The 17,969-nt window shown below is 67.9% G+C and carries 17 protein-coding genes; 7 read left to right on the forward strand and 10 right to left on the reverse strand.

Annotated elements, in window-relative coordinates; genetic code table 11:
* Window positions 1-96 precede the first annotated feature (96 nt).
* The 3 genes from AAD027_RS02745 (at window position 97) to AAD027_RS02755 (ending at window position 3,188) form a co-directional block, all read left to right on the forward strand.
* Window positions 97-756, forward strand: a complete 660-nt coding sequence (locus AAD027_RS02745) for a DUF4097 family beta strand repeat-containing protein (protein ID WP_341724469.1) — start codon at window positions 97-99, stop codon at window positions 754-756.
* A gap of 190 nt (window positions 757-946) precedes the next feature.
* A complete protein-coding gene (locus AAD027_RS02750; RefSeq protein WP_341724470.1) occupies window positions 947-2,635 on the forward strand; it encodes a M28 family metallopeptidase in 1,689 nt (562 codons plus the stop codon).
* Window positions 2,636-2,798: 163 nt separating this feature from the next.
* Complete coding sequence (locus AAD027_RS02755) at window positions 2,799-3,188, forward strand: MAPEG family protein (protein ID WP_341724471.1); 390 nt, start codon at window positions 2,799-2,801, stop codon at window positions 3,186-3,188.
* Window positions 3,189-3,273: 85 nt separating this feature from the next.
* On the opposite strand, the gene AAD027_RS02760 is transcribed toward AAD027_RS02755, so the two are convergent.
* Window positions 3,274-4,020, reverse strand: coding sequence for a pseudouridine synthase (locus AAD027_RS02760; protein ID WP_341724472.1), 747 nt, complete (start codon window positions 4,018-4,020; stop codon window positions 3,274-3,276).
* Between the two features lie 85 nt (window positions 4,021-4,105).
* On the opposite strand from AAD027_RS02760, the gene AAD027_RS02765 reads away from it, so the two are divergent.
* A complete protein-coding gene (locus AAD027_RS02765) occupies window positions 4,106-6,889 on the forward strand; it encodes a M16 family metallopeptidase (protein WP_341724473.1) in 2,784 nt (927 codons plus the stop codon).
* A 169-nt stretch (window positions 6,890-7,058) separates the two neighbouring features.
* Complete coding sequence (locus AAD027_RS02770; protein ID WP_341724474.1) at window positions 7,059-7,736, forward strand: response regulator; 678 nt, start codon at window positions 7,059-7,061, stop codon at window positions 7,734-7,736.
* A gap of 54 nt (window positions 7,737-7,790) precedes the next feature.
* On the opposite strand, the gene AAD027_RS02775 is transcribed toward AAD027_RS02770, so the two are convergent.
* Window positions 7,791-8,660, reverse strand: a complete 870-nt coding sequence (locus AAD027_RS02775) for an endonuclease/exonuclease/phosphatase family protein (protein WP_341724475.1) — start codon at window positions 8,658-8,660, stop codon at window positions 7,791-7,793.
* A gap of 90 nt (window positions 8,661-8,750) precedes the next feature.
* Here AAD027_RS02775 and AAD027_RS02780 point away from each other — a divergent pair, with 90 nt between their 5' ends.
* Window positions 8,751-9,062: a hypothetical protein gene (locus AAD027_RS02780; protein WP_341724476.1), complete on the forward strand. Its 312-nt coding sequence runs from the start codon at window positions 8,751-8,753 to the stop codon at window positions 9,060-9,062.
* 60 nt (window positions 9,063-9,122) lie between these two features.
* On the opposite strand, the gene AAD027_RS02785 is transcribed toward AAD027_RS02780, so the two are convergent.
* From AAD027_RS02785 to oleC, 6 genes are all read right to left on the reverse strand, one after another.
* Window positions 9,123-9,692 carry a type 1 glutamine amidotransferase domain-containing protein gene (locus AAD027_RS02785; RefSeq protein ID WP_341724477.1) on the reverse strand — a complete coding sequence of 190 codons (570 nt, stop codon included), beginning with the start codon at window positions 9,690-9,692 and terminating at the stop codon, window positions 9,123-9,125.
* 112 nt (window positions 9,693-9,804) lie between these two features.
* Entirely contained in the window at window positions 9,805-11,463 is a 1,659-nt protein-coding gene (gene ubiB / locus AAD027_RS02790; RefSeq protein WP_341724478.1) for a ubiquinone biosynthesis regulatory protein kinase UbiB, read from the reverse strand.
* On the reverse strand, window positions 11,460-12,101 hold the full coding sequence (locus AAD027_RS02795; RefSeq protein WP_341724479.1) for a ubiquinone biosynthesis accessory factor UbiJ: 642 nt from the start codon (window positions 12,099-12,101) through the stop codon (window positions 11,460-11,462). The genes ubiB and AAD027_RS02795 overlap by 4 nt, the downstream gene beginning before the upstream one ends.
* A gap of 136 nt (window positions 12,102-12,237) precedes the next feature.
* On the reverse strand, window positions 12,238-12,396 hold the full coding sequence (locus AAD027_RS02800) for a DUF1328 domain-containing protein (RefSeq protein ID WP_146388387.1): 159 nt from the start codon (window positions 12,394-12,396) through the stop codon (window positions 12,238-12,240).
* A 153-nt stretch (window positions 12,397-12,549) separates the two neighbouring features.
* Window positions 12,550-13,551, reverse strand: a complete 1,002-nt coding sequence (gene oleD, locus AAD027_RS02805; protein WP_341724480.1) for a 2-alkyl-3-oxoalkanoate reductase — start codon at window positions 13,549-13,551, stop codon at window positions 12,550-12,552.
* Entirely contained in the window at window positions 13,548-15,251 is a 1,704-nt protein-coding gene (gene oleC, locus AAD027_RS02810) for an olefin beta-lactone synthetase (protein ID WP_341724481.1), read from the reverse strand. Before oleC ends, oleD begins: the two co-directional genes overlap by 4 nt.
* Window positions 15,252-15,410: 159 nt before the next feature.
* Here oleC and AAD027_RS02815 point away from each other — a divergent pair, with 159 nt between their 5' ends.
* A complete protein-coding gene (locus AAD027_RS02815; RefSeq protein WP_341724482.1) occupies window positions 15,411-15,791 on the forward strand; it encodes a YkgJ family cysteine cluster protein in 381 nt (126 codons plus the stop codon).
* A 133-nt stretch (window positions 15,792-15,924) separates the two neighbouring features.
* On the opposite strand, the gene AAD027_RS02820 is transcribed toward AAD027_RS02815, so the two are convergent.
* Both AAD027_RS02820 and AAD027_RS02825 read right to left on the reverse strand, forming a co-directional pair.
* The gene (locus AAD027_RS02820) at window positions 15,925-16,833 is read right to left on the reverse strand and encodes an alpha/beta fold hydrolase (protein WP_341724483.1); all 909 of its coding nucleotides are present in this window, start codon (window positions 16,831-16,833) and stop codon (window positions 15,925-15,927) included.
* A gap of 24 nt (window positions 16,834-16,857) precedes the next feature.
* Window positions 16,858-17,919: an STAS-like domain-containing protein gene (locus AAD027_RS02825; RefSeq protein WP_341724484.1), complete on the reverse strand. Its 1,062-nt coding sequence runs from the start codon at window positions 17,917-17,919 to the stop codon at window positions 16,858-16,860.
* Window positions 17,920-17,969 lie beyond the last annotated feature (50 nt).

Below are 17,969 nucleotides of genomic sequence, written 5' to 3' on the forward strand. Positions count from 1 at the left end.
TGACGACCCCGGGATCCATCCGATGGCGACCGCAGGCTTTAAACCTTCTCCCGCCTCGGTGCATCCCAGTCATCAACACCACCCGAGGATGACCCCATGACCCGTACCCGCACCGCGCTGCTGCTGACCCTGGCCCTGGCCGCCACGCCCGCGCTGGCCCAGCAGGAGATCTCCAAGGTCAACGGCAGCATCACCGCCGAAGCCGGCCAGACCTATGGCGACCTGGAGACCGTCAACGGCAGCATCCGCATCCACGATGGCGCCGTGGTCGAGGACGCCAGCACCGTCAATGGCAGCATCACCCTGGGCGACAAGGTCCGCGTGGATTCGCTGGAAGCCGTCAACGGCAGCGTCCGCGCCGGTAAGGACGTGCAGGTACGCAAGGGCGTGGAAACCGTCAACGGCAGCGTCTTCTTCGACCGCGGCAGCGTGGTCGGCGGCGATATCGAAACGGTCAACGGCTCCATCGGCCTGGTCGCCACGCAACTGGCCCGCGGCATCAAGACGGTGACCGGCGACATCACCGTGGGCATCGACTCGCACGTGAAAGGCGGCATCAAGGTCGAGAAGCCGCGTGGCTTCAACCTCCGTCCCAAGCGCGACCCGCGCGTGATCATCGGCCCCAACGCCATCGTCGAAGGCCCGCTGGTGTTCGAGCGCGAGGTCACCCTGTACGTGCACACCAGCGCCAGGACCGGTCCGGTCACCGGCGCCACCGCCAAGCCGTTCAGCACCGATACCGCGCCGGCCAACTGAGCCCGGTCGCACCCCTGACCCCATCAGGCGGGGGTCAGGGTCGGCCCGTCGGTGCGGCATGGCCGCGTGCGCCGGCGGAATGCCCGGCATGCTGTGCCGGGCTGGATGGATGAGCGGACGCGCGCTTCGCGCAAAGCTTCCCCCCGCGATTCCCCGCTAGAATCGGGATTCCTTCCGTTGAGGAATCCCGATGTCCCGCAAGTTGATGCTGGCGCTTGCCGCCACCGCCGCACTGACGGCATGCAAGCGCGAATCCACCGATGCTCCCGCCGCCGCGCCGCCCGCCTCCACCCACGCCTTCACCGCCGACATCACCGAGGCCGACTTCGCCGAACTGGTGAAGACGCTGGCGTCCGACGAGTTCGAGGGCCGCGGGCCCGGTTCGGTCGGCGAGGAGAAGACCGTCGCCTACCTGGAAGCGCAGATGAAGCGCATCGGCCTGCAGCCGGGCAACAACGGCAGCTGGTTCCAGGACGTGCCGATGGTGGAAACCACCGCCGATCCGTCCACCGTGATGACGCTGGACGTGGCCGGCAAGCCGCGCGACCTGAAGTTCGGCACCGACTTCGTGGTCGGCACCCGCACCGGCCAGCCGGAAGTGAAGGTCGAAGGCAGCGAGATGGTCTTCGTCGGCTACGGCGTGGACGCGCCGGAACAGGACTGGAACGACTACGCCGGACAAGACTGGAAGGGCAAGACGGTGGTGATGTTCGTCAACGACCCCGGTTTCCACAGCGGCGACGAGCAGTTGTTCGACGGCAAGCGGATGACCTACTACGGCCGCTGGACCTACAAGTACGAGGAAGCCGCGCGCAAGGGCGCCGCCGCCGCGCTGATCGTCCACGACACCGCCGGCGCCAGCTACGGCTGGGACGTGGTGAAGAACTCCTGGGCCGGCCCGCAGTACGACCTGCCCGCCAAGGACGACCCGGAACCGCGCGTGCCGCTGCAGGGCTGGCTGAGCGCCGAGGCCGCCCGGCAGTTGTTCGCCGATGCCGGCCTCGACCTGGACGCCGCCTACCAGGCCGCCGGCCAGCGCGGTTTCAAGCCGGTGCCGCTGAAGAGCACGCTGTCGGTGGACCTGAAGAGCGCCATCGCCGAGAAGACCTCGCGCAATGTAGTCGGTGTGCTGCCGGGCAGCACGAAACCCGACGAAGCCGTCGTCTACATGGCCCACTGGGACCACCTGGGCAAGCACGAGGGCGAGGAGGGCGACAACATCTACAACGGCGCCATCGACAACGCCACCGGCGTGGCCGGCATCCTGGAGATCGCCGAGGCCTTCGCCCATCAGGAACCCAAGCCGGAGCGCTCGGTGGTGTTCCTGGCGGTGACCCTGGAGGAATCCGGCCTGCTGGGCTCCAAGTACTACGTCGCCCACCCGACCTTCCCGCTGGAGAAGATCGCCGGCGTCATCAACATCGATGCGATGTCGGTGGCCGGCAAGGCGCGCGACTTCGTGGTCACCGGCTACGGCAGTTCCGAGCTGGAGGACATCCTGAAGCCGATCGCCGCCGAGCAGGGCCGCACGCTGCGCGGCGAGACCTCGGTGCAGAGCGGCTTCTACTTCCGTTCCGACCACTTCAACTTCGCCAAGGCCGGCGTGCCCGCGCTGTACGCGGACGGCGGCGAGGACCTGGTGGAAGGCGGCATCGACGCCGGCAAGAAGGCGGCCGAGGACTACGCCAGCCACTACCACGGCCCCAGCGACCAGTACTATCCGGAAACCTGGAAGCTGGACGGCACCGTGCAGGACCTGCAGGCGCTGTACGGCGTGGGCAGGGAGCTGTCCACCGCCGGCAAGTGGCCCAACTGGTACGACGGCAATCCGTTCAAGGCCGCGCGCGACAGGATGATGCAGGCGGCCGCGGCGGAATAAGCCGCTCGTTCCTGGTATCGCGGTACGCGACGGCGCCTTCGGGCGCCGTCTTTCTTTCGATGCTCCCCTCTGCCCGCAAGCGGGAAGAGGGATCCAGGCGCAAGCGGTGGACGCCACGCGCCGCCTCGCCTTACGCTGCCCGCCTTCCTTGGAGGGAACCCGCATGTCGATCGCGTACTGGTGCATCCTGATCACCGCCCTGCTGCCCTATCTCTGGGTGACCATCGCCAAGCGTTCGGGCGAGCGCTACAACAACCGCGACCCGCGCGGCTGGCAGGCCAAGCAGACCAATCCCCGCTCGCACCGCGCCCATGCCGCGCAGCTCAACGGTTTCGAGTCGTTTCCGATCTTCGTGGCCGGCGTGCTGATGGCGCAGGCGGCCGGCGTGGCGCCGCACACCATCGCCATCCTGGCGGTGGTGTTCACGCTGGCGCGCGTACTGCATGGCGTGTTCTACCTGGCCAACCAGCACGGCCTGCGCAGCCTGGTGTGGTTCGTGGCTTTCGCCAACGCGCTGGCGCTGATCGTGCTGGCGGCGTTGCGGGTGGGCTGATGCGATGCCCCTTGTAGGAGCGACGTCAGTCGCGACGGATTGCCAGTAAAGCCTCATCGCGACTGACGTCGCTCCTACAGGGAACTTATCGCAGGTCTTCTTCCCAGCCGAACAACGCGAACGCCTTGCGGAACTCGCCATCCAGCGGCGCCACCGCCTCGATGCGTTCGCCACCGACCGGGTGCCGGAACGAAAGCCGCGACGCGTGCAGCAGCATGCGGTGCACGCCACGCATGCGGAAATGCCGGTTGTGACGGCCATCGCCGTGGCTGGTGTCGCCGATCAGGTGATGGAACGCGTGCTTCAGGTGCCGGCGGATCTGGCGGAAGCGGCCGGTCTCCGGCTGGCAACGCAGCAGGGCATAGCGCGAGGTCTCGAATCCCGCTGACGGCACCGGCAGTTCGCCCGTCGCCAGGCGCACGAAACGCGTCACCGCCGGTTTCTTCTCCGGCTTGCCGGGGCCGCCGTCCAGCGGATGATCGACGGTGAAGGCCGGCTCCGGCCAGCCGCGGCAGACGGCCAGGTAATCCTTCTCCACTTCGCGCGACATGAAGACCTTGCCGAGCGCGGACGCGCTGTCGCGGTCGAACGCCACCAGCAGGCAGCCGCTGGTCGCACGGTCGAGCCGGTGGATCAGGAAAATGGGGCGCCCGAATTGCGCGCGCAGCCGGTCGGCGACGAAATCGGTCTCGCCGCCGGCCAGCTTGCTGTCGTGCGCCATCACGCCCGCGGGCTTGTTGACCACCGCGATCCACGCATCGGCATACAGCACCGGCAGCGTGGTGCCTTCGTGCCCAACGCCGTCGTCTGGCAGCTTCTCACATTTATCCATTTCGTCCGATACGCCCGTTGAAATCTGCGACACTCCGGAAATACCGCCTGCGACGGACGCGGGCGGGATCGCTGGAGGATCGTGAATGAAGTCGCTTCGTTTTATTGTCGCACTTGGCCTGGCTGTGACGCTGAGCCTGGGACAACCCACCCTGCTGCATGCGCAGTCGCCGTTGCCGAAGGGCATCACCGCCGGCCCCAGCATCGAGGGCATCAGCGAGTACACGCTGTCCAACGGCCTGCGCGTGCTGCTGTTCCCCGACGCCACCAAGCCCACCGTCACCGTCAACCTGGTCTACGGCGTCGGCTCCGTGCACGAGAACTACGGCGAGACCGGCATGGCGCACCTGCTGGAGCACCTGCTGTTCAAGGGCACGCCCACGCAGGCCGACATCAGCGGCGAGATGAAGAAGCGGGGCATCGACTTCAACGCCACCACCGGCCTGGACCGCACCAACTACTACGCCTCGTTCCCCGCCAACAACGACACCCTGGACTGGGTGCTGGCGATGGAAGCCGACCGCATGGTCAATTCCAACATCGCCAGGAAGGACCTGGACAGCGAGATGACCGTGGTCCGCAACGAGTTGGAGGCCAACGAGAACAACCCGGGCGGCGTGCTGTTCCAGCGCATCCGTTCCACCGCCTTCCTGTGGCACAACTACGGCAACACCACCATCGGCGCGCGCAGCGACGTGGAAGGCGTGCCGATCGACAAGCTGCAGGCGTTCTACCGCCAGTGGTACCAGCCGGACAACGCCACGCTGATCGTCGCCGGCCGCATCGACACCGCCGACGTGCTCAAGCGCATCGGCACCCACCTGGGCAAGCTGAAGAGGCCCACCCGCCCGCTGCCGCGCTTCTACACCATCGAACCCACCCAGGACGGCGAGCGCGAGGTGACCGTGCGCCGCGTCGGCGACCTCAGGCTGGTCGCGGCCGCCTACCATGTACCGGCGCTGGCGCATCCGGACAGCGCGCCGCTCAGCGTGCTGGCCAACGTGCTGGGCCACACGCCCAGCGGCCGCCTGCACAAGACGCTGGTGGAAGCCAAGCTGGCCGCGGCCACCGGCGCCAGCAGCGAATCCATGCGCGACCCCGGCCTGCTCAGCGTCGTCGCCGTGGTGCCGAAGGACGGCGACACCGCCCGGGCCGAGGCCGAACTGCTGAAGCAGGCCGAGCAGGTGGCCGCGCAGCCCATCACCCAACAGGAAGTGGACGAGGCCAAGCAGCGCATCGGCAACGGCTACGACCTGTACTTCACCGACGTCAACGCGGTGGGCATGGGGCTGTCCGAGTTCCAGGCCGCCGGCGACTGGCGCCTGCTGTTCACCAGCCGCGACGCCATCGAGAAGGTCATCGCCGCCGACGTCAACCGCGTCGCCGCCGCATACCTGAAATCCAGCAACCGCACGCTGGGGCGCTTCATCCCCACCGAGAAGCCCGACCGCGCCGAGATCGCCGCCGCGCCGCCGGTGGCCTCGCTGGTCGAAGGCTACACGGGCCGGGCCGCCGTCAACGCGGGCGAAAACTTCGATCCGTCGCCGCAGAACATCCAGGCGCGCACGCAGACCTTCACCCTGGGCGATGGCCTGAAGGTGTCGCTGCTGCCGAAGAAGACCCGCGGCGAAACCGTCATCGTGAACGCCAACTTCCGCTTCGGCGACGAGGCCTCCATCGCCGGCCGCGAAGGCGCCGCCGGCATGGCCGGCGCCATGCTGATGCGCGGCAGCAAGACCATGACGCGCGAACAGATCGACCAGCGGCTGGAGCAACTGAAGACGCAGGGCAGCATCAGCGGCAACCTGCAGGGCGCCGGCATCGGCCTGCAGACGCGCCGCGCGCACCTGGCCGACGCGCTGGCGCTGGCGGCGGACGTCCTGCGCAACCCGGCGTTCCCGGAAAGCGAATTCGAGCAGCTGCGCGTGCAGGCGATCACCGGCCTGGAAGCCTCGCGCAAGGAACCCGGCAGCATCGCCGGCCGCGCACTGGCGCAATACTTCGACCCGTGGCCGGTAGGCCATCCGCTGCGCGCGAAGACGCTGGACGAATCGCTGGCGCAACTGCAGGCGCTGAAGCTGGACGACCTGCGCACGTTCCACCGCGACTTCTACGGCACGGCCTACGGCGAGATCGCCGTCGTCGGCGACTTCGATCCGGTGGAAGTGCGCGCACAGTTGGAGGCGCTGTTCGCCGGCTGGGCGCCGGGCCACGCCTACGCGCCCATCGATACGCGCTACAACGCACTGCCGGCCAAGCGCGAACGCTTCGAGACGCCGGACAAGCCCAATGCCGTGCTGCTGGCCCGCCACAACCTGTCGCTGCGCGTGGCCGACGACGACTACCCGGCCATGGTGATCGCCAACCGCATCTTCGGCGGCGGCGCGCTGAAGTCGCGCCTGGGCGACCGCATCCGCCAGCAGGAAGGCCTGAGCTACGGCGTCTCCAGCGGCGTGCGCGCCGACGACAGCCGCAGCGGGGAGGACGATGCCGGCAGCCTGACCATCCAGGCCATCGCCGCGCCGGAAAACATGGACAAGGTGGAGACGCTGGTGCGCGAGGAACTGGCGAAGCTGGTCAGCGACGGCATCACCGCCGAGGAACTGAAGGATGCGGTGAGCGGCACGCTGACCGAACGCCAGCAGTCCCGCGCCGAGGACGGCAGCGTCGCCGGCATGCTGGCCGACCAGCTCTACTACGGCCGCACCATGCAGTTCACCGCCGACCTGGACGCCAAGTACCAGGCGCTGACGCTGGAGCAGGTGAACGCGGCGATCCGCAAGCACTTCAAGCCGGAGCAGTTGAGCGTGTACGTGGCGGGCGACTTCGCCAAGGCGGCGGACAAGGCATCCACATCCGCCGGCGAATAGGGCCGGCGGCGCATATGACACAGGAAGACGGCCCGGAAACGGGCCGTTTTTCCTTGTCCATGCCGTTGCCCGGAATGGAAGGTCCCGATGCCCGCGCCGCATGCCGGTCCGGCATGCCTGTCCTCGAGAGTCGGGAACCCGTACCTGGACCGGACCATGGGAGAACGCAATGGTGGACGCTAACGCAATGGTGGACGCTCTGGCCAAACTCATCTCAGCCGTCGCGGCACTGGCGTGGCCGCTGGTGCTGGCGGCCCTTCTTTACAAGCTCTATGAGCCGATCCGGGCGCTGGTGGAATCCGGGCGGAACAGGAAGTTCACCATCAAGGTGGCCGGCAACGAACTCACGATGGAGGAAGCCTCCGAGCAACAGCGCCTGATACTGAGCGATCTGCAGGCGAAGCTTGCCGAGCTTGAAAGGAACATCCGCGTGGACCCGGTCGCCACGATGGACGCTCCGCTCGTCGAGGCAACCACCGCGAAGCGCATCCTCTGGGTCGACGACAATCCCAGGAACAACAGTTTCCTGGTGGCGTCCCTCGAGGATCGCGGCGTCCACGTCGACACGGCGCTGTCCACGGACCAGGCCATGGCCGCATTCAGGAAGAAGCACTACGACATCGTGCTGTCGGACATGGGGCGGCCGGAAGGGGAAAAGGCGGGCATCGACCTGACCCGGCAGATCAAATCGATCAGGCCGGATACTCCCGTTTTCATCTTCTGCGGATCGTGGGCCGCAAGGCATTGGCGAAAGGAGGCGCTGGAGGCGGGCGCCTCCGGAATAACATCGTCGGGGACTTCCCTGCTCAGCCTGTTGCCGCTGGATCCGGGCCCGCCTCCCCGGTAGCGCGAAGCGAGCGGACATCGCTCCGGCATGCCGGGCGACCTTCCGGATCGCCTTTCAATCGTGGCCCGAATCCTCGGGCCACGCGAGCACGGCAACCACCGGGAAATGGTCCGAAGGGTAGCGGCCGTTCCAGCGCGTCGTCACCGACTTCACCGATTCGACTTCAATGCCGCGCACGAAGATCCAGTCGATGCGCTTGTCGGGAACGCCGCGGAAGGCATGGAACGTGGCGTCGATACCCTCCACGCGCGGCGCGGTCGTCCAGGCATCCTGCAGGGTGCGCGAGAGCACCGCATGCACCTCGCCGCCGGGGCCGGTGTTGAAGTCGCCCGTGAGCACCACGGGAATGTCCTTCGGCAAGGCCGCCAGTCTTTGCGCGATGGCCTGCGCACCCTTCACCCGTGCCGCCTCGTCCCCTTCGCGATAGGGCAGGTGCGTGTTGAACAGGTAGAAGCGCTTCGCGTCGCTGCGGCGCTGGAACAATGCCCACGTCACCATGCGCGGATGCAGGTGGTTCCAGCTGATGCTGCCCGGCATGTCCGGCGTGTCGGACAACCAGAAATCCCCGGACTCGACGACCTCGACGCGATCCTTGCGATAGAAGACCCCCATGCGTTCGCCGCTGCCGTCCGCCTCGCGGCCACGCCCCAGCCAGGCGTACTGCGGCAATTCGCGGACGAGGTAATCGGCCTGGCCTTCCACCAGTTCCTGCATGCCGATCACGTCGGGCGCTTCCTCGCGCAGCATGCGCGCGGCCAGCGGTTTGCGCGTTTCCCAGTAGTCCGGGCCATCGGACTCCACCGGCAGGCGGATGTTGAAGCTCATCACGCTTATCGTCCCGTCGCCGGACGCGGATAAATCCGCACTGAAGGACAGGGACGCGGCAAGCGCCGCCATCGCCAGCAGTCGTGCAATCCTGTTCATCCGCGACACTTCATGGCATGGACCGGCCGCCATTATAGGGGCATGCCCGTGCACCACGGCCACCCGCACCCCGTCTAAGGAGAGATCGCCATGACCCTTATCGCTGTCCTGTTCGCCCTGGCGACGGGCCCTGCCGCAACGCACGACCCCTATTACCTGGACCGCACGGTGGGCGCCGCCAGCGAACTGGTCGGCTGGTGCCGCGCCGAGGCCGAGGCACGCTACGCCGCCAAGGGCGTGTCCACCTACCAGTGGACCTCGTCCTACCACGACCGCGGCAACACGCTGTTCGTGGAGGGCAAGCTGCGGGCCAACGGCAACGACATCCCCGTGCATTGCCGCATCGCCCGCGGCGCCCAGCTCCGTTACGCGAGCATCGAGATAGACGATCCCACGCTGTGAACGGACCTGCCGGACCGGCGGTTGCGATGAAGGGCGGCTCGCCGGTCCGATGACGATGCGTCAGGCGGCCGAGCGCTGCTGTCCGCGGTGCCTGCCTTCGGCGATCTCCTCGACCAGCTTGGCACAGAACGCGGGTAGGTCCTTCGGCGTGCGGCTGGTGACCAGGCCCTTGTCGACCACCACCTCGTCGTCCTGCCATTTCGCGCCGGCGCGTTCCAGGTCCCTGCGGATGTTGGGCACGGAGGTGAGAGTGCGGCCGTCGATCACGTCGGCGTTCGCCAGCACCCACGGGCCATGGCAGATCGCGCCGACCGGCTTGCCGGCCTCGAAGAAGCCACGGGTGAACGCCAGCGCCTGGTCGTCCACGCGCAGCGCATCGGGATTGAACAGGCCGCCCGGTATCACCAGCGCGTCGTAGTCCTTGGCGGACACTTCGGACAGCATATGGTCCACCTCGACGGTATCGCCCTTGTCGAAGTGCTTGAAGCCCTGGATGCGGCCGCCGTCCTGCGACACGATGTCGACCTGGGCGTCGTGCTCGCGCAGGACGCGCAGCGGTTCGGTCAGCTCGGATTGCTCGAAGCCATCGGTGGCGAGGATGGCGACACGTTTTCCGGTCAGATGGCTCATGCGGTTTCTCCGCGTTCGAATGAGCCGCCACCGTAGCGCGTGGCGTGCGCACGCAGCGCGAAGGAAACGTTGTGCGTGCGTCAACGCAGGATTGCGCCCGCGTTGCGCCCGTTCAGCGCCGCGGCCACGCCGCCAGCAACGCCCACAGGCCGCCGATGCCGGCGATCCACGAGGACGCGGGAATCGACAGGATGCTCGGACCGCCGGCCTCGAAGCCGTACAGCACCGCCGCCACGATCAGCAGGCCCACCCCGAGGATGGCGGCCACCACCCGGCGCTGCATGCCGTTCATGATCTGGGTCAGCTCGGCCAGGTCGCGCGAGCGCATCGCCAGTTCGTGCTTGCCGTTCACCTGCTGGGTGAGCCAGGCATGGACCAGGCGCGGCATGTCGGGGGCGTGCGTCATGATCTCCGGCAGGCGCTTGCGGAATTCCTGGGCGGCGCGCTGCGGGCTGTAGCGTTCCACCAGGATGCGCTCCAGCACCGGCTTGGCCACCGCCCAGATGTCCAACTGCGGGTCCATCAGCCGCCCCACGCCCTCGATGTTGAGCAGCGTCTTCTGCAGCAGGATCAGCTGCGGCTGCAGGGTCAGTTCGTACTTCTGCGCGGTGCGGAACAACTTCAGCAGGACCTCGGCCAGCGAGATTTCCGACAGCGGCCGGGTGAAGTAGGGCTCGCACACCGAGCGCGCCGCCGCCTCCAGTTCGTCGATGCGCACGGTGGCGGGCATCCAGCCGGCCTCCACGTGCAGTTCGGCGATGCGCCGGTAGTCCTTGTTGAAGATGGCCATGAAGTTCTCGGCCAGGTAGTACTGGTCCTCGGGCGAGAGTTGGCCGGTGATGCCGAAGTCGAGCGCGATGAAGCGCGGGTCGGCCTTGCGGGCGGGATCGCTGTCCACCCAGATGTTGCCGGCATGCGCGTCGGCGTGGAAGAAGTTGTCGCGGAACACCTGCGTGTAGAACACGCGCACGCCCTTGGCCGCCAGCGCCTTGCGGTCGATGCCTGCGGCGTCCAGCGCGGCGATGTCATCGGACGGAATGCCGTGCACGCGTTCCATGGTCAGCGCGCGCTCGGCGGTATGCGACCAGATCACTTCCGGCACGTACAGGTCCGGCGAATCCTTCCAGAAGCGGCGCATCACGCTGGCGTTGGCGCCTTCGCGTTGCAAGTCCAGTTCGGCGGCCAGGGTGGACTCGATCTCGGCGACGATCTCGCGGGGACGGATCTTGTCCGCGCTGGGATGGGCGCGGTCCACCAGCGCGGCCACGGAATTGAGCAGCGAGATGTCGGCGGCGATCTGCTTCTCGATGCCCGGACGCAGCACCTTGACCACCACCTCGCGTCCGCCGGGCAGCGTGGCCTCGTGCACCTGCGCGATCGAGGCCGAGGCCAGCGGCGTGGTGTTGAACGATTCGAACGACGTGCCGGTCGGCCGGCCCAGCGCCTGTTCGACGATGCAGCGCGCGGCCTCGCCGTCGAAGGGTTTGACGCGGTCCTGCAGCAACGCCAGTTCCAACGCCACGTCCGGCGGGATCAGGTCGCGGCGGGTGGACAGGATCTGCCCGAACTTGACGAAGATCGGCCCCAGTTCCTGCAAGGCCAGGCGCAGCCGCGCGCCGCGCGGCTGGGCGGCGATCTCGGCCGAGGCCCGGGGCACGAACGGCCGCGCCAGCCGCAGCCAGCGCTCGGCCGGGGTGTCGTCCAGCAGGTCGTCCAGGCGGTAGCGCAGCAGTACGCGGCCGATCTTGCTGGCCCGCAGGACCGACCTCATGCGCGGTCCTCCGCGCGCGCGGCCAACCGGCCGACGCGCACGGCAAGGCGCTCGACGTCGTCGCGGACCGCATCGACGTCGTCGTGGAAGGCATTGAGTTCCGCGCGTCCCACCACGTCGCGCGATTCCTCGGTGGCGTACTCGGCGGCCGTTTCCGCCAGGTTGCCCGCGGCCACGCGCGCCTGCCGCAACGCACCGCGCGCGGCATTGGCCACCTGCACGCCGATCACATCGCCGAACACGCGGGTGAACGGCAGCGACCAGTCCGGGTCGAAGCGCGTGGCCAGCGACTGCAGCCGGCGCGCGAGTTCGGCGTCGCCGGAAACGCGCACGCGGCCCACGGGCGTGGCCTGGTCGCGCCGGAAGAAGGGCAGCTGGCCCAGCAGGCCGCCCAGCGTGCTCTGCACGGCGAGGTCCGGCTCGACGACTTCGCTGGCCGGACCCACCTGCAACTGCCCGCCACCGACGATGATTTCCATCGCCAGTGCGGGCGCGTCGATCTTCAGCTGGATGCGCCGCCCCTCCAGCGGACGCAGCGCGGCCTGCGTGTCCGGATCCAGCGCGAGCGCGTGGTTCAGCGCGGTTTCCAGGGCACGGCCGGCAAGGGGTTTGAGGGCGTCGAACGGGGACAGGTCCATGCCGCCATTCTAGCGGTAATGAACAGGGCTTCCCCGGTCGCGGTCTTCGGGAAGACAGGAGGTGGGAGCGGCCTCCGGCCGCGAGCTCTTACGAGAACTCGCGCCGGGACGGCGCTCCCACCAACACCCGTCTTGGTCAGACCCGTTTGCCGCGCAGCAGCGAGATGATCGCCAGGATCACGAAGACGACGAACAACACCCAGGCGATGTTGGTGGCGGCACCGGCGATGCCGCTGAAGCCGAGCACGGCGGCGATCAGGGCGATGACGAAGAAGATGACGGCGTAGCGCAGCATGGAGAACTCCTTGTGGCATGTGGCCACGAAGTGGAGCCGGTAGTGGCGTGGACCATGCTGGTGGCCGGAAGGTCATGGCGGCGTGAGCATGCGGCGGCGGCGGAAGGAGAGCCTTCAGCCTTGTGATCGAGATGTAAACGCAGCGACCGTCCGTCAGAGAGGATGGTCGCGCAGCCACGCGCGCAGCCGCTCGAACCCTTCTTCCATGCCGACGCGCGGCTGGTAGCCGAAATCGCGCCGCGCCGGCCCCATGTCGTACCAGTGCGCCGTGCTCAATTGTTCGGCCAGGAAACGCGTCATCGGTGGTTCGCCCTTCAACGGAAGCACGGTCCACAAGGCCTCGCAGACCGCGCCGATGCGGTACGCGGCCTTGAAGGACAGGTGCTTGTCCGCAGGCGGCGCGCCCGCGCTGTCGAGCAATGCGTTCAACAGCCTGCGCATCGGCCACGGCTCGCCGTTGGAGATGAAGTACGCCTTGCCCGCGCAGGCCGCGGCGGGGGCAAGACGGTCGAACGCGTCGAAATGCGCCTGCGCCGCGTTATCGATGTAGGTGGTGTCCACGAAGTTCTCGCCGCTGCCGACGATGCGGAGGCGGCCGGCCTTCGCGCGCGATACCAGCCGCGGCAGGATCTGGTGGTCGCCGGGACCCCAGATCAGGCGCGGCCGCAGCGCCACGGTGGCGAGCGCCGGGCCGTTGGCCGCCAGCACCGCCTTCTCGGCGATGGCCTTGGTGGTGGCATAGGGCGCCTTGAAGCCTTCGCCGTACGGCACGCTGTCGGCGGTGCCGCCTTCGACCGGGTGCGTCGCGCGATGCGTCACGCTGGGCGTGGAGGTGTAGACCAGCCTGCCGATGCCATGCGTCCGGCACGCGTCCAGCACGTTCTGCGTGCCGACGACGTTGGCGTCGTGGTAGCTCCTGTAACTCCCCCAAGCCCCGGCTTTCGCCGCATTGTGGAAGACGGCATCGACGCCCTGCGCCGCATGCATCACCGCATGCGCGTCGGCCAGGTCGCCCTGTACCTGCCCCACGCCCAGTGCGCCCAGCACCGGGTAGTGCCCGCGGTTGAAGCTGATGACCTGATGGCCGCGTTCCACCAGGCCACGGCACAACGCCTGTCCCAGGAAACCGCCGCCTCCGGTGACGAGAACTCTCATGCGGTCTTCTCCAGTTGCGCCGTCGCCCATGCCGCCAGCTTCTCGCGCCCGATCTTGGCGTTGTGGCGGATGTCCACGGGGAAGGCGGGATGGCACAGGAAGGTGTCGATGCGCGCGGTATGGGCATGCGCTGCGGCAATGGACTTCAGCGCGGCAACGATGTCCTGCTTGTCCGGCGCAGTGGCCTGCGGCCGCAGTTCGTAGCACAGCACCGGCCGTTGGCGGCCGGGTTCGCCCACGCCGACCAGCGCGGTGCGGCGGATCGCGGGGTGGGTGTTGAACACCGGCTCCACCTGCTCGGTGTAGAGCGGGCCGCCGGCGGTTTCCACGCGCTGCGTCTTGCGGCCGCAGAACCATAGCCGGCCTTCGCGATCGAAATAGCCGACATCGCCCATGCGGTGGACGATGCGCACGCCGCCTCCGGGCAACGTTTCGCCGATCTTCGCCGCGCGGGTGGCGGCGTCGCGGTGGAAATAGCTGTCGGTGGCGGTGGGGCCGGCGACGGTGATCTCGCCCACTTCGCCCGCAGGCAATACTTCCGCGCCGGACCACTCGGCAATGGGCGCATCGACGATGCGGATGATGCGCACCTCGTTGGGCGGCACGGGTCGGCCCACGCAGGTGCCGGCGCCGGCTTCGGTCGCGGTGCGGGTGTCCTGCAGTTCGCGGCCCTCGATGACGGCGACGGGCAGGCATTCGGTGGCGCCGTAAGGCGTCCAGAACTGCGCGGTCTCCGGCAGCAGCGTGCGGATCTTCGCCACCACGTCCGGGGGCACCGGCGCGCCGGCCGAGGTCGCGCGCTGCACGGTGGGCAGCGGTTCGCCGAAGTCGGCCAGCACCTTCATCAGGGCCGGCGAACCGAACAGCTGGGTCACGCCGAAGCGCGCGATGGCCGCGTGCAGCTTGCGCGGATCGGCATTGGCCGGGCGCGTGGGATCCATGTCGGGGATGATCGAGGTCAACCCCAGCGCCGGATCGAACAGCGCGAACGGCGGGAACGTCGGCAGGTCGACGCCGCCGGGCTGCATGCCGAAGGCGTTGCGGAGCAGTTCGATCTGCGCGACGAAGTGGCGGTGGCGGTACACCACGCCCTTGGGCACGCCGGTGGAGCCGCTGGTGAACAGGATGCCGGCCACGTCGTCCGGTACAGTCGCCGCCAGTTGCGGACCGGCATCGGCGCCCATCGCTTCGATGCGCGCCAACGTGGTGCCGCCCCAGGCGCAGCGCGTGCCGACGGTGACGATCTTCTTCGCGCTGCGCGCCCAGCCCAGCAGCACGCGCGCCAGCTGCGCCAGCGGGATGCCGATGAAGGCGTCCGGCTGCGCTTCGTCCAGGCACTGCTTCAGCGCGCGCCTGTCGATGCCCGGGTCCACCAGCACCGGCACGGCGCCGGCCTTGAACAGCGCGAACATCAGCAGGAAGAACTCCGGCGTGGGCCGCACCATCACCACGGTGCGGCTTCCGCGCACGATGCCATGCTTCGCCAGTCCGGCGGCGATGGCGTCGCTGCGCGCATCGAGTTGCGCGTAGGTCAGTTCGGCGGTGTAGCGGCCGGCGCTGTCCGGGCAGCGCATGGCCACGCGGTCGGGCTGTTCGCGGGCCAGCCGCGGCAGGCTGGCGGCGATGTTGCAAGATGAAGGGTCGCGGTCGGACGACACCCCGTCGGCATCGGCTGTGGACCCGGAGGTTCGGCCAGGCATGGCCGGGCCGGACGATCCGTCGGGACTGTGCGGTGACGCCATGGAGGGCGGACGCCTTGTTCTGAGGAATGGGCCGCCCATTGTCGCCGCTGGGCGGGGCTTGCGTCAGCCAATGGCGTTGGCAGAATGCGCTTCCCGCCAGCCCATGACGCCAGCACGATGTCCCACCCCTGCCTGACCTGCGGCGCCTGCTGCGCGTTCTACCGGGTCAGCCTCCACTGGAGCGAAGCGGATCCGGCCCTCGGCGGACAGGTTCCGTTCGAGCTGACCGAGCCGTTGCGCGCGCATGAGCGCGCGATGCGCGGGACGTCGCGATCGCAGCCGCGCTGCATCGCGCTGGACGCCGACATCGGCCGCTACAGCCGCTGCACCATCCACGACCGCCGCCCCTCGGCGTGCGCGGCGGTGGCCGCCTCGCTGGAATTCGGCGAGCGCAGCCCGCAGTGCGACAAGGCTCGCCTGGCCTGGGGATTGCCGATGCTGATGGAAGCGGACTGGACAGGCGTCGGCGAGGCGGAACGCATTCCCATGCCGCTGTAGGAGCGGGCCATGCCCGCGATGCTTTTGGGCCGGCGTGGGAAAGAGCATCGCGCCCAAGGGCGCTCCTACAAACCTCCAATGCCTTGTAGGAGCGCCCTCGGGCGCGATGCTTTAAGTGGATTGTGTAAAGGCATCACGCACGCCCCAGGGCGCTCCTACAGGGATGGCGGCCCAGGAAGTCGCGGACCAGCGGCACCAGGATCTCGTGCTTGTCCTCAAGCACGTAATGGCCGGCATCCTCGTAGGCATGCACTTCGGCGTCCGGCAACGCGGCCTGGAAACCGGCCAGGAAATGCCGGTCGAACACGAAGTCCTTCAGACCCCAGCCAAGGAACGCGGGGCGGTCGGCGAACTCGTGCAGGCGGCGACCGGCCTGCTCCAGCAACGGCCACGCCTTGTCCTGCGGCCCCAGCGGGATGTCCTGCATGAAGCGCACCGTGCCGATGCGGTTCTTCCAGCTGTCATAGGGCGACACGTACGCGCGGCGGATGTCGGCCGGCATTTTCCGCTCCACACCCAGGTACGAGGCGCCGCCGGAGAACGCATTGAACGCGCGGATGACGAAGGCGCCCAGCTTCCAGTCGCGGCCCAGCGCGATCTGCCACGGCATCTTCTTCGCCGCCGGCATCGGGAACGCCGCGGTGTTGGTGACCACCAGCCGCCTGACCTGCGCCGCGTGCGACAGCGCCCAGCCGAAACCGATCATGCCGCCCCAGTCGTGCACCGCCAGCGTCACCGGGCCATCGATGCCCAGATGCTCCAGCAGCGCGGCCACGTCGTCCACGCGCGACTGCAGGGTGTAGTCGTAGCGATCGTCGTCCGGCTTGTCCGACAGGCCCATGCCGATGTGGTCCGGCACGATGCAACGGTACTTGTCCGACAGACCCGACACCAGCGCGCGCCAGTAGTAGCTCCACGACGGATTGCCGTGCAGCATCACCACCACTTCGCCGTCGCGCGGACCCTCGTCGAGATAGCTCATCGACAGGCCGGGGCGGATCTCGAAGCGGTGCGGGGTGAAGGGATAGCCGGGAAGGTTCATCGATTTCTCTGGGCGACGACAGGGTTACAACAAGGGAAGCTGGTCGCCGCCTTCATCCCGCAGGACTTCGGCGCGGCGGATCATCTGCTGGACATCCGGAACCGCATGGATGGCGACGAGTTCGACCTCGGGATGCTCATTCGCGAATACGCGGAAGATTTCGTCCGCGAACGCCTGGCCGATGCTGGTCACTCCCTCGAAATCCAGCATGACGCAACGGAACCTCTCGACCCGCTGCAACAGGCGCTTGGCCTGGGACCGGGAAATGAGGTTTTCGTCTCCGACCTTCGCCAGCCGCACCGGCACCACGGTTTTCGCGAAGGCATATTCATCCGGACCACTGGAGAATTCGTCGAATACCTGCCTCGCGGTCCGCTGGGAATCGGTTGCGATTTCCATGCGGACCGCCGTGCCCCGCATGTCGGCGGTCTCGTCGAGATCGAGGAGGATATCGTCCGGCTCCGTGGCATCGTGATCGAACACGAGCCCTGTCGAGTCGATCTCGAAATGATCGAACATGCGGGAAGTGAAGAACACGCCTTCGCCCGAATGGCGCCTGGGGTCGGTGGTCAGCTTGCCTTTGGACAGTTCGAGCAGGGCCAAACGTTCGTCCGGCAATGCGAGGGCCCGGGTAATCTTGCGGAATATCCCGACACCGTCGTCCACGACGGCCAATGAGACACGGCGGGCATCGCGCATCACCTCGACGCGGACCGTGGCACCCTCGGAATGATCGATGGCGTTGTTGACCATTTCGGTGATGGCATGGTGGCAGATGTCCAGCACGTTGCTCCGCAGACCCTGCAACAGCGGCGAGACGTCGCGAGTCCAGACGTGGTCCTCCTGCAGACCATCCACGCGATAGCGGAATTCCGCCCGACGATTGGGGCCAAGCCGATAGACCGGTCGGGTTGTTCCTTCCTTCTCGAGGAAACCGGTTTCAGCCAACGCCCTAGCCCGCGTGGCGACGGCGGCACGGCTCAGCCCCAACTGCGCGGCCACCACCCGGATCAGATCGCGCGGGTGCTCTCCGACCTGCCGCAACAAGGCTTGTTCGATTTCCTGTGACCGATCCGGGCGTGCCATCGTCGGATTGTAAAGTTAAGCGCTCTTACTTGATAGTTAAGCGCTCTTAC

This window comes from Pseudoxanthomonas putridarboris, assembly GCF_038321125.1.
Classification (GTDB): domain Bacteria; phylum Pseudomonadota; class Gammaproteobacteria; order Xanthomonadales; family Xanthomonadaceae; genus Pseudoxanthomonas_A; species Pseudoxanthomonas_A putridarboris.

Coding starts and splice junctions, on each gene's coding strand:
- AAD027_RS02820 (WP_341724483.1), bottom strand. CDS start 16,833: ATGAACCTTCCCGGCTATCCCTTCACCCCGCACCGCTTCGAGATCCGC.
- oleD (WP_341724480.1), bottom strand. CDS start 13,551: ATGAGAGTTCTCGTCACCGGAGGCGGCGGTTTCCTGGGACAGGCGTTG.
- AAD027_RS02760 (WP_341724472.1), bottom strand. CDS start 4,020: ATGGATAAATGTGAGAAGCTGCCAGACGACGGCGTTGGGCACGAAGGC.
- ubiB (WP_341724478.1), bottom strand. CDS start 11,463: ATGAGGTCGGTCCTGCGGGCCAGCAAGATCGGCCGCGTACTGCTGCGC.
- AAD027_RS02765 (WP_341724473.1), top strand. CDS start 4,106: ATGAAGTCGCTTCGTTTTATTGTCGCACTTGGCCTGGCTGTGACGCTG.
- AAD027_RS02800 (WP_146388387.1), bottom strand. CDS start 12,396: ATGCTGCGCTACGCCGTCATCTTCTTCGTCATCGCCCTGATCGCCGCC.
- AAD027_RS02825 (WP_341724484.1), bottom strand. CDS start 17,919: ATGGCACGCCCGGATCGGTCACAGGAAATCGAACAAGCCTTGTTGCGG.
- AAD027_RS02815 (WP_341724482.1), top strand. CDS start 15,411: ATGTCCCACCCCTGCCTGACCTGCGGCGCCTGCTGCGCGTTCTACCGG.
- AAD027_RS02785 (WP_341724477.1), bottom strand. CDS start 9,692: ATGAGCCATCTGACCGGAAAACGTGTCGCCATCCTCGCCACCGATGGC.
- AAD027_RS02780 (WP_341724476.1), top strand. CDS start 8,751: ATGACCCTTATCGCTGTCCTGTTCGCCCTGGCGACGGGCCCTGCCGCA.
- oleC (WP_341724481.1), bottom strand. CDS start 15,251: ATGCCTGGCCGAACCTCCGGGTCCACAGCCGATGCCGACGGGGTGTCG.
- AAD027_RS02770 (WP_341724474.1), top strand. CDS start 7,059: ATGGTGGACGCTAACGCAATGGTGGACGCTCTGGCCAAACTCATCTCA.
- AAD027_RS02745 (WP_341724469.1), top strand. CDS start 97: ATGACCCGTACCCGCACCGCGCTGCTGCTGACCCTGGCCCTGGCCGCC.
- AAD027_RS02755 (WP_341724471.1), top strand. CDS start 2,799: ATGTCGATCGCGTACTGGTGCATCCTGATCACCGCCCTGCTGCCCTAT.
- AAD027_RS02775 (WP_341724475.1), bottom strand. CDS start 8,660: ATGAACAGGATTGCACGACTGCTGGCGATGGCGGCGCTTGCCGCGTCC.
- AAD027_RS02750 (WP_341724470.1), top strand. CDS start 947: ATGTCCCGCAAGTTGATGCTGGCGCTTGCCGCCACCGCCGCACTGACG.
- AAD027_RS02795 (WP_341724479.1), bottom strand. CDS start 12,101: ATGGACCTGTCCCCGTTCGACGCCCTCAAACCCCTTGCCGGCCGTGCC.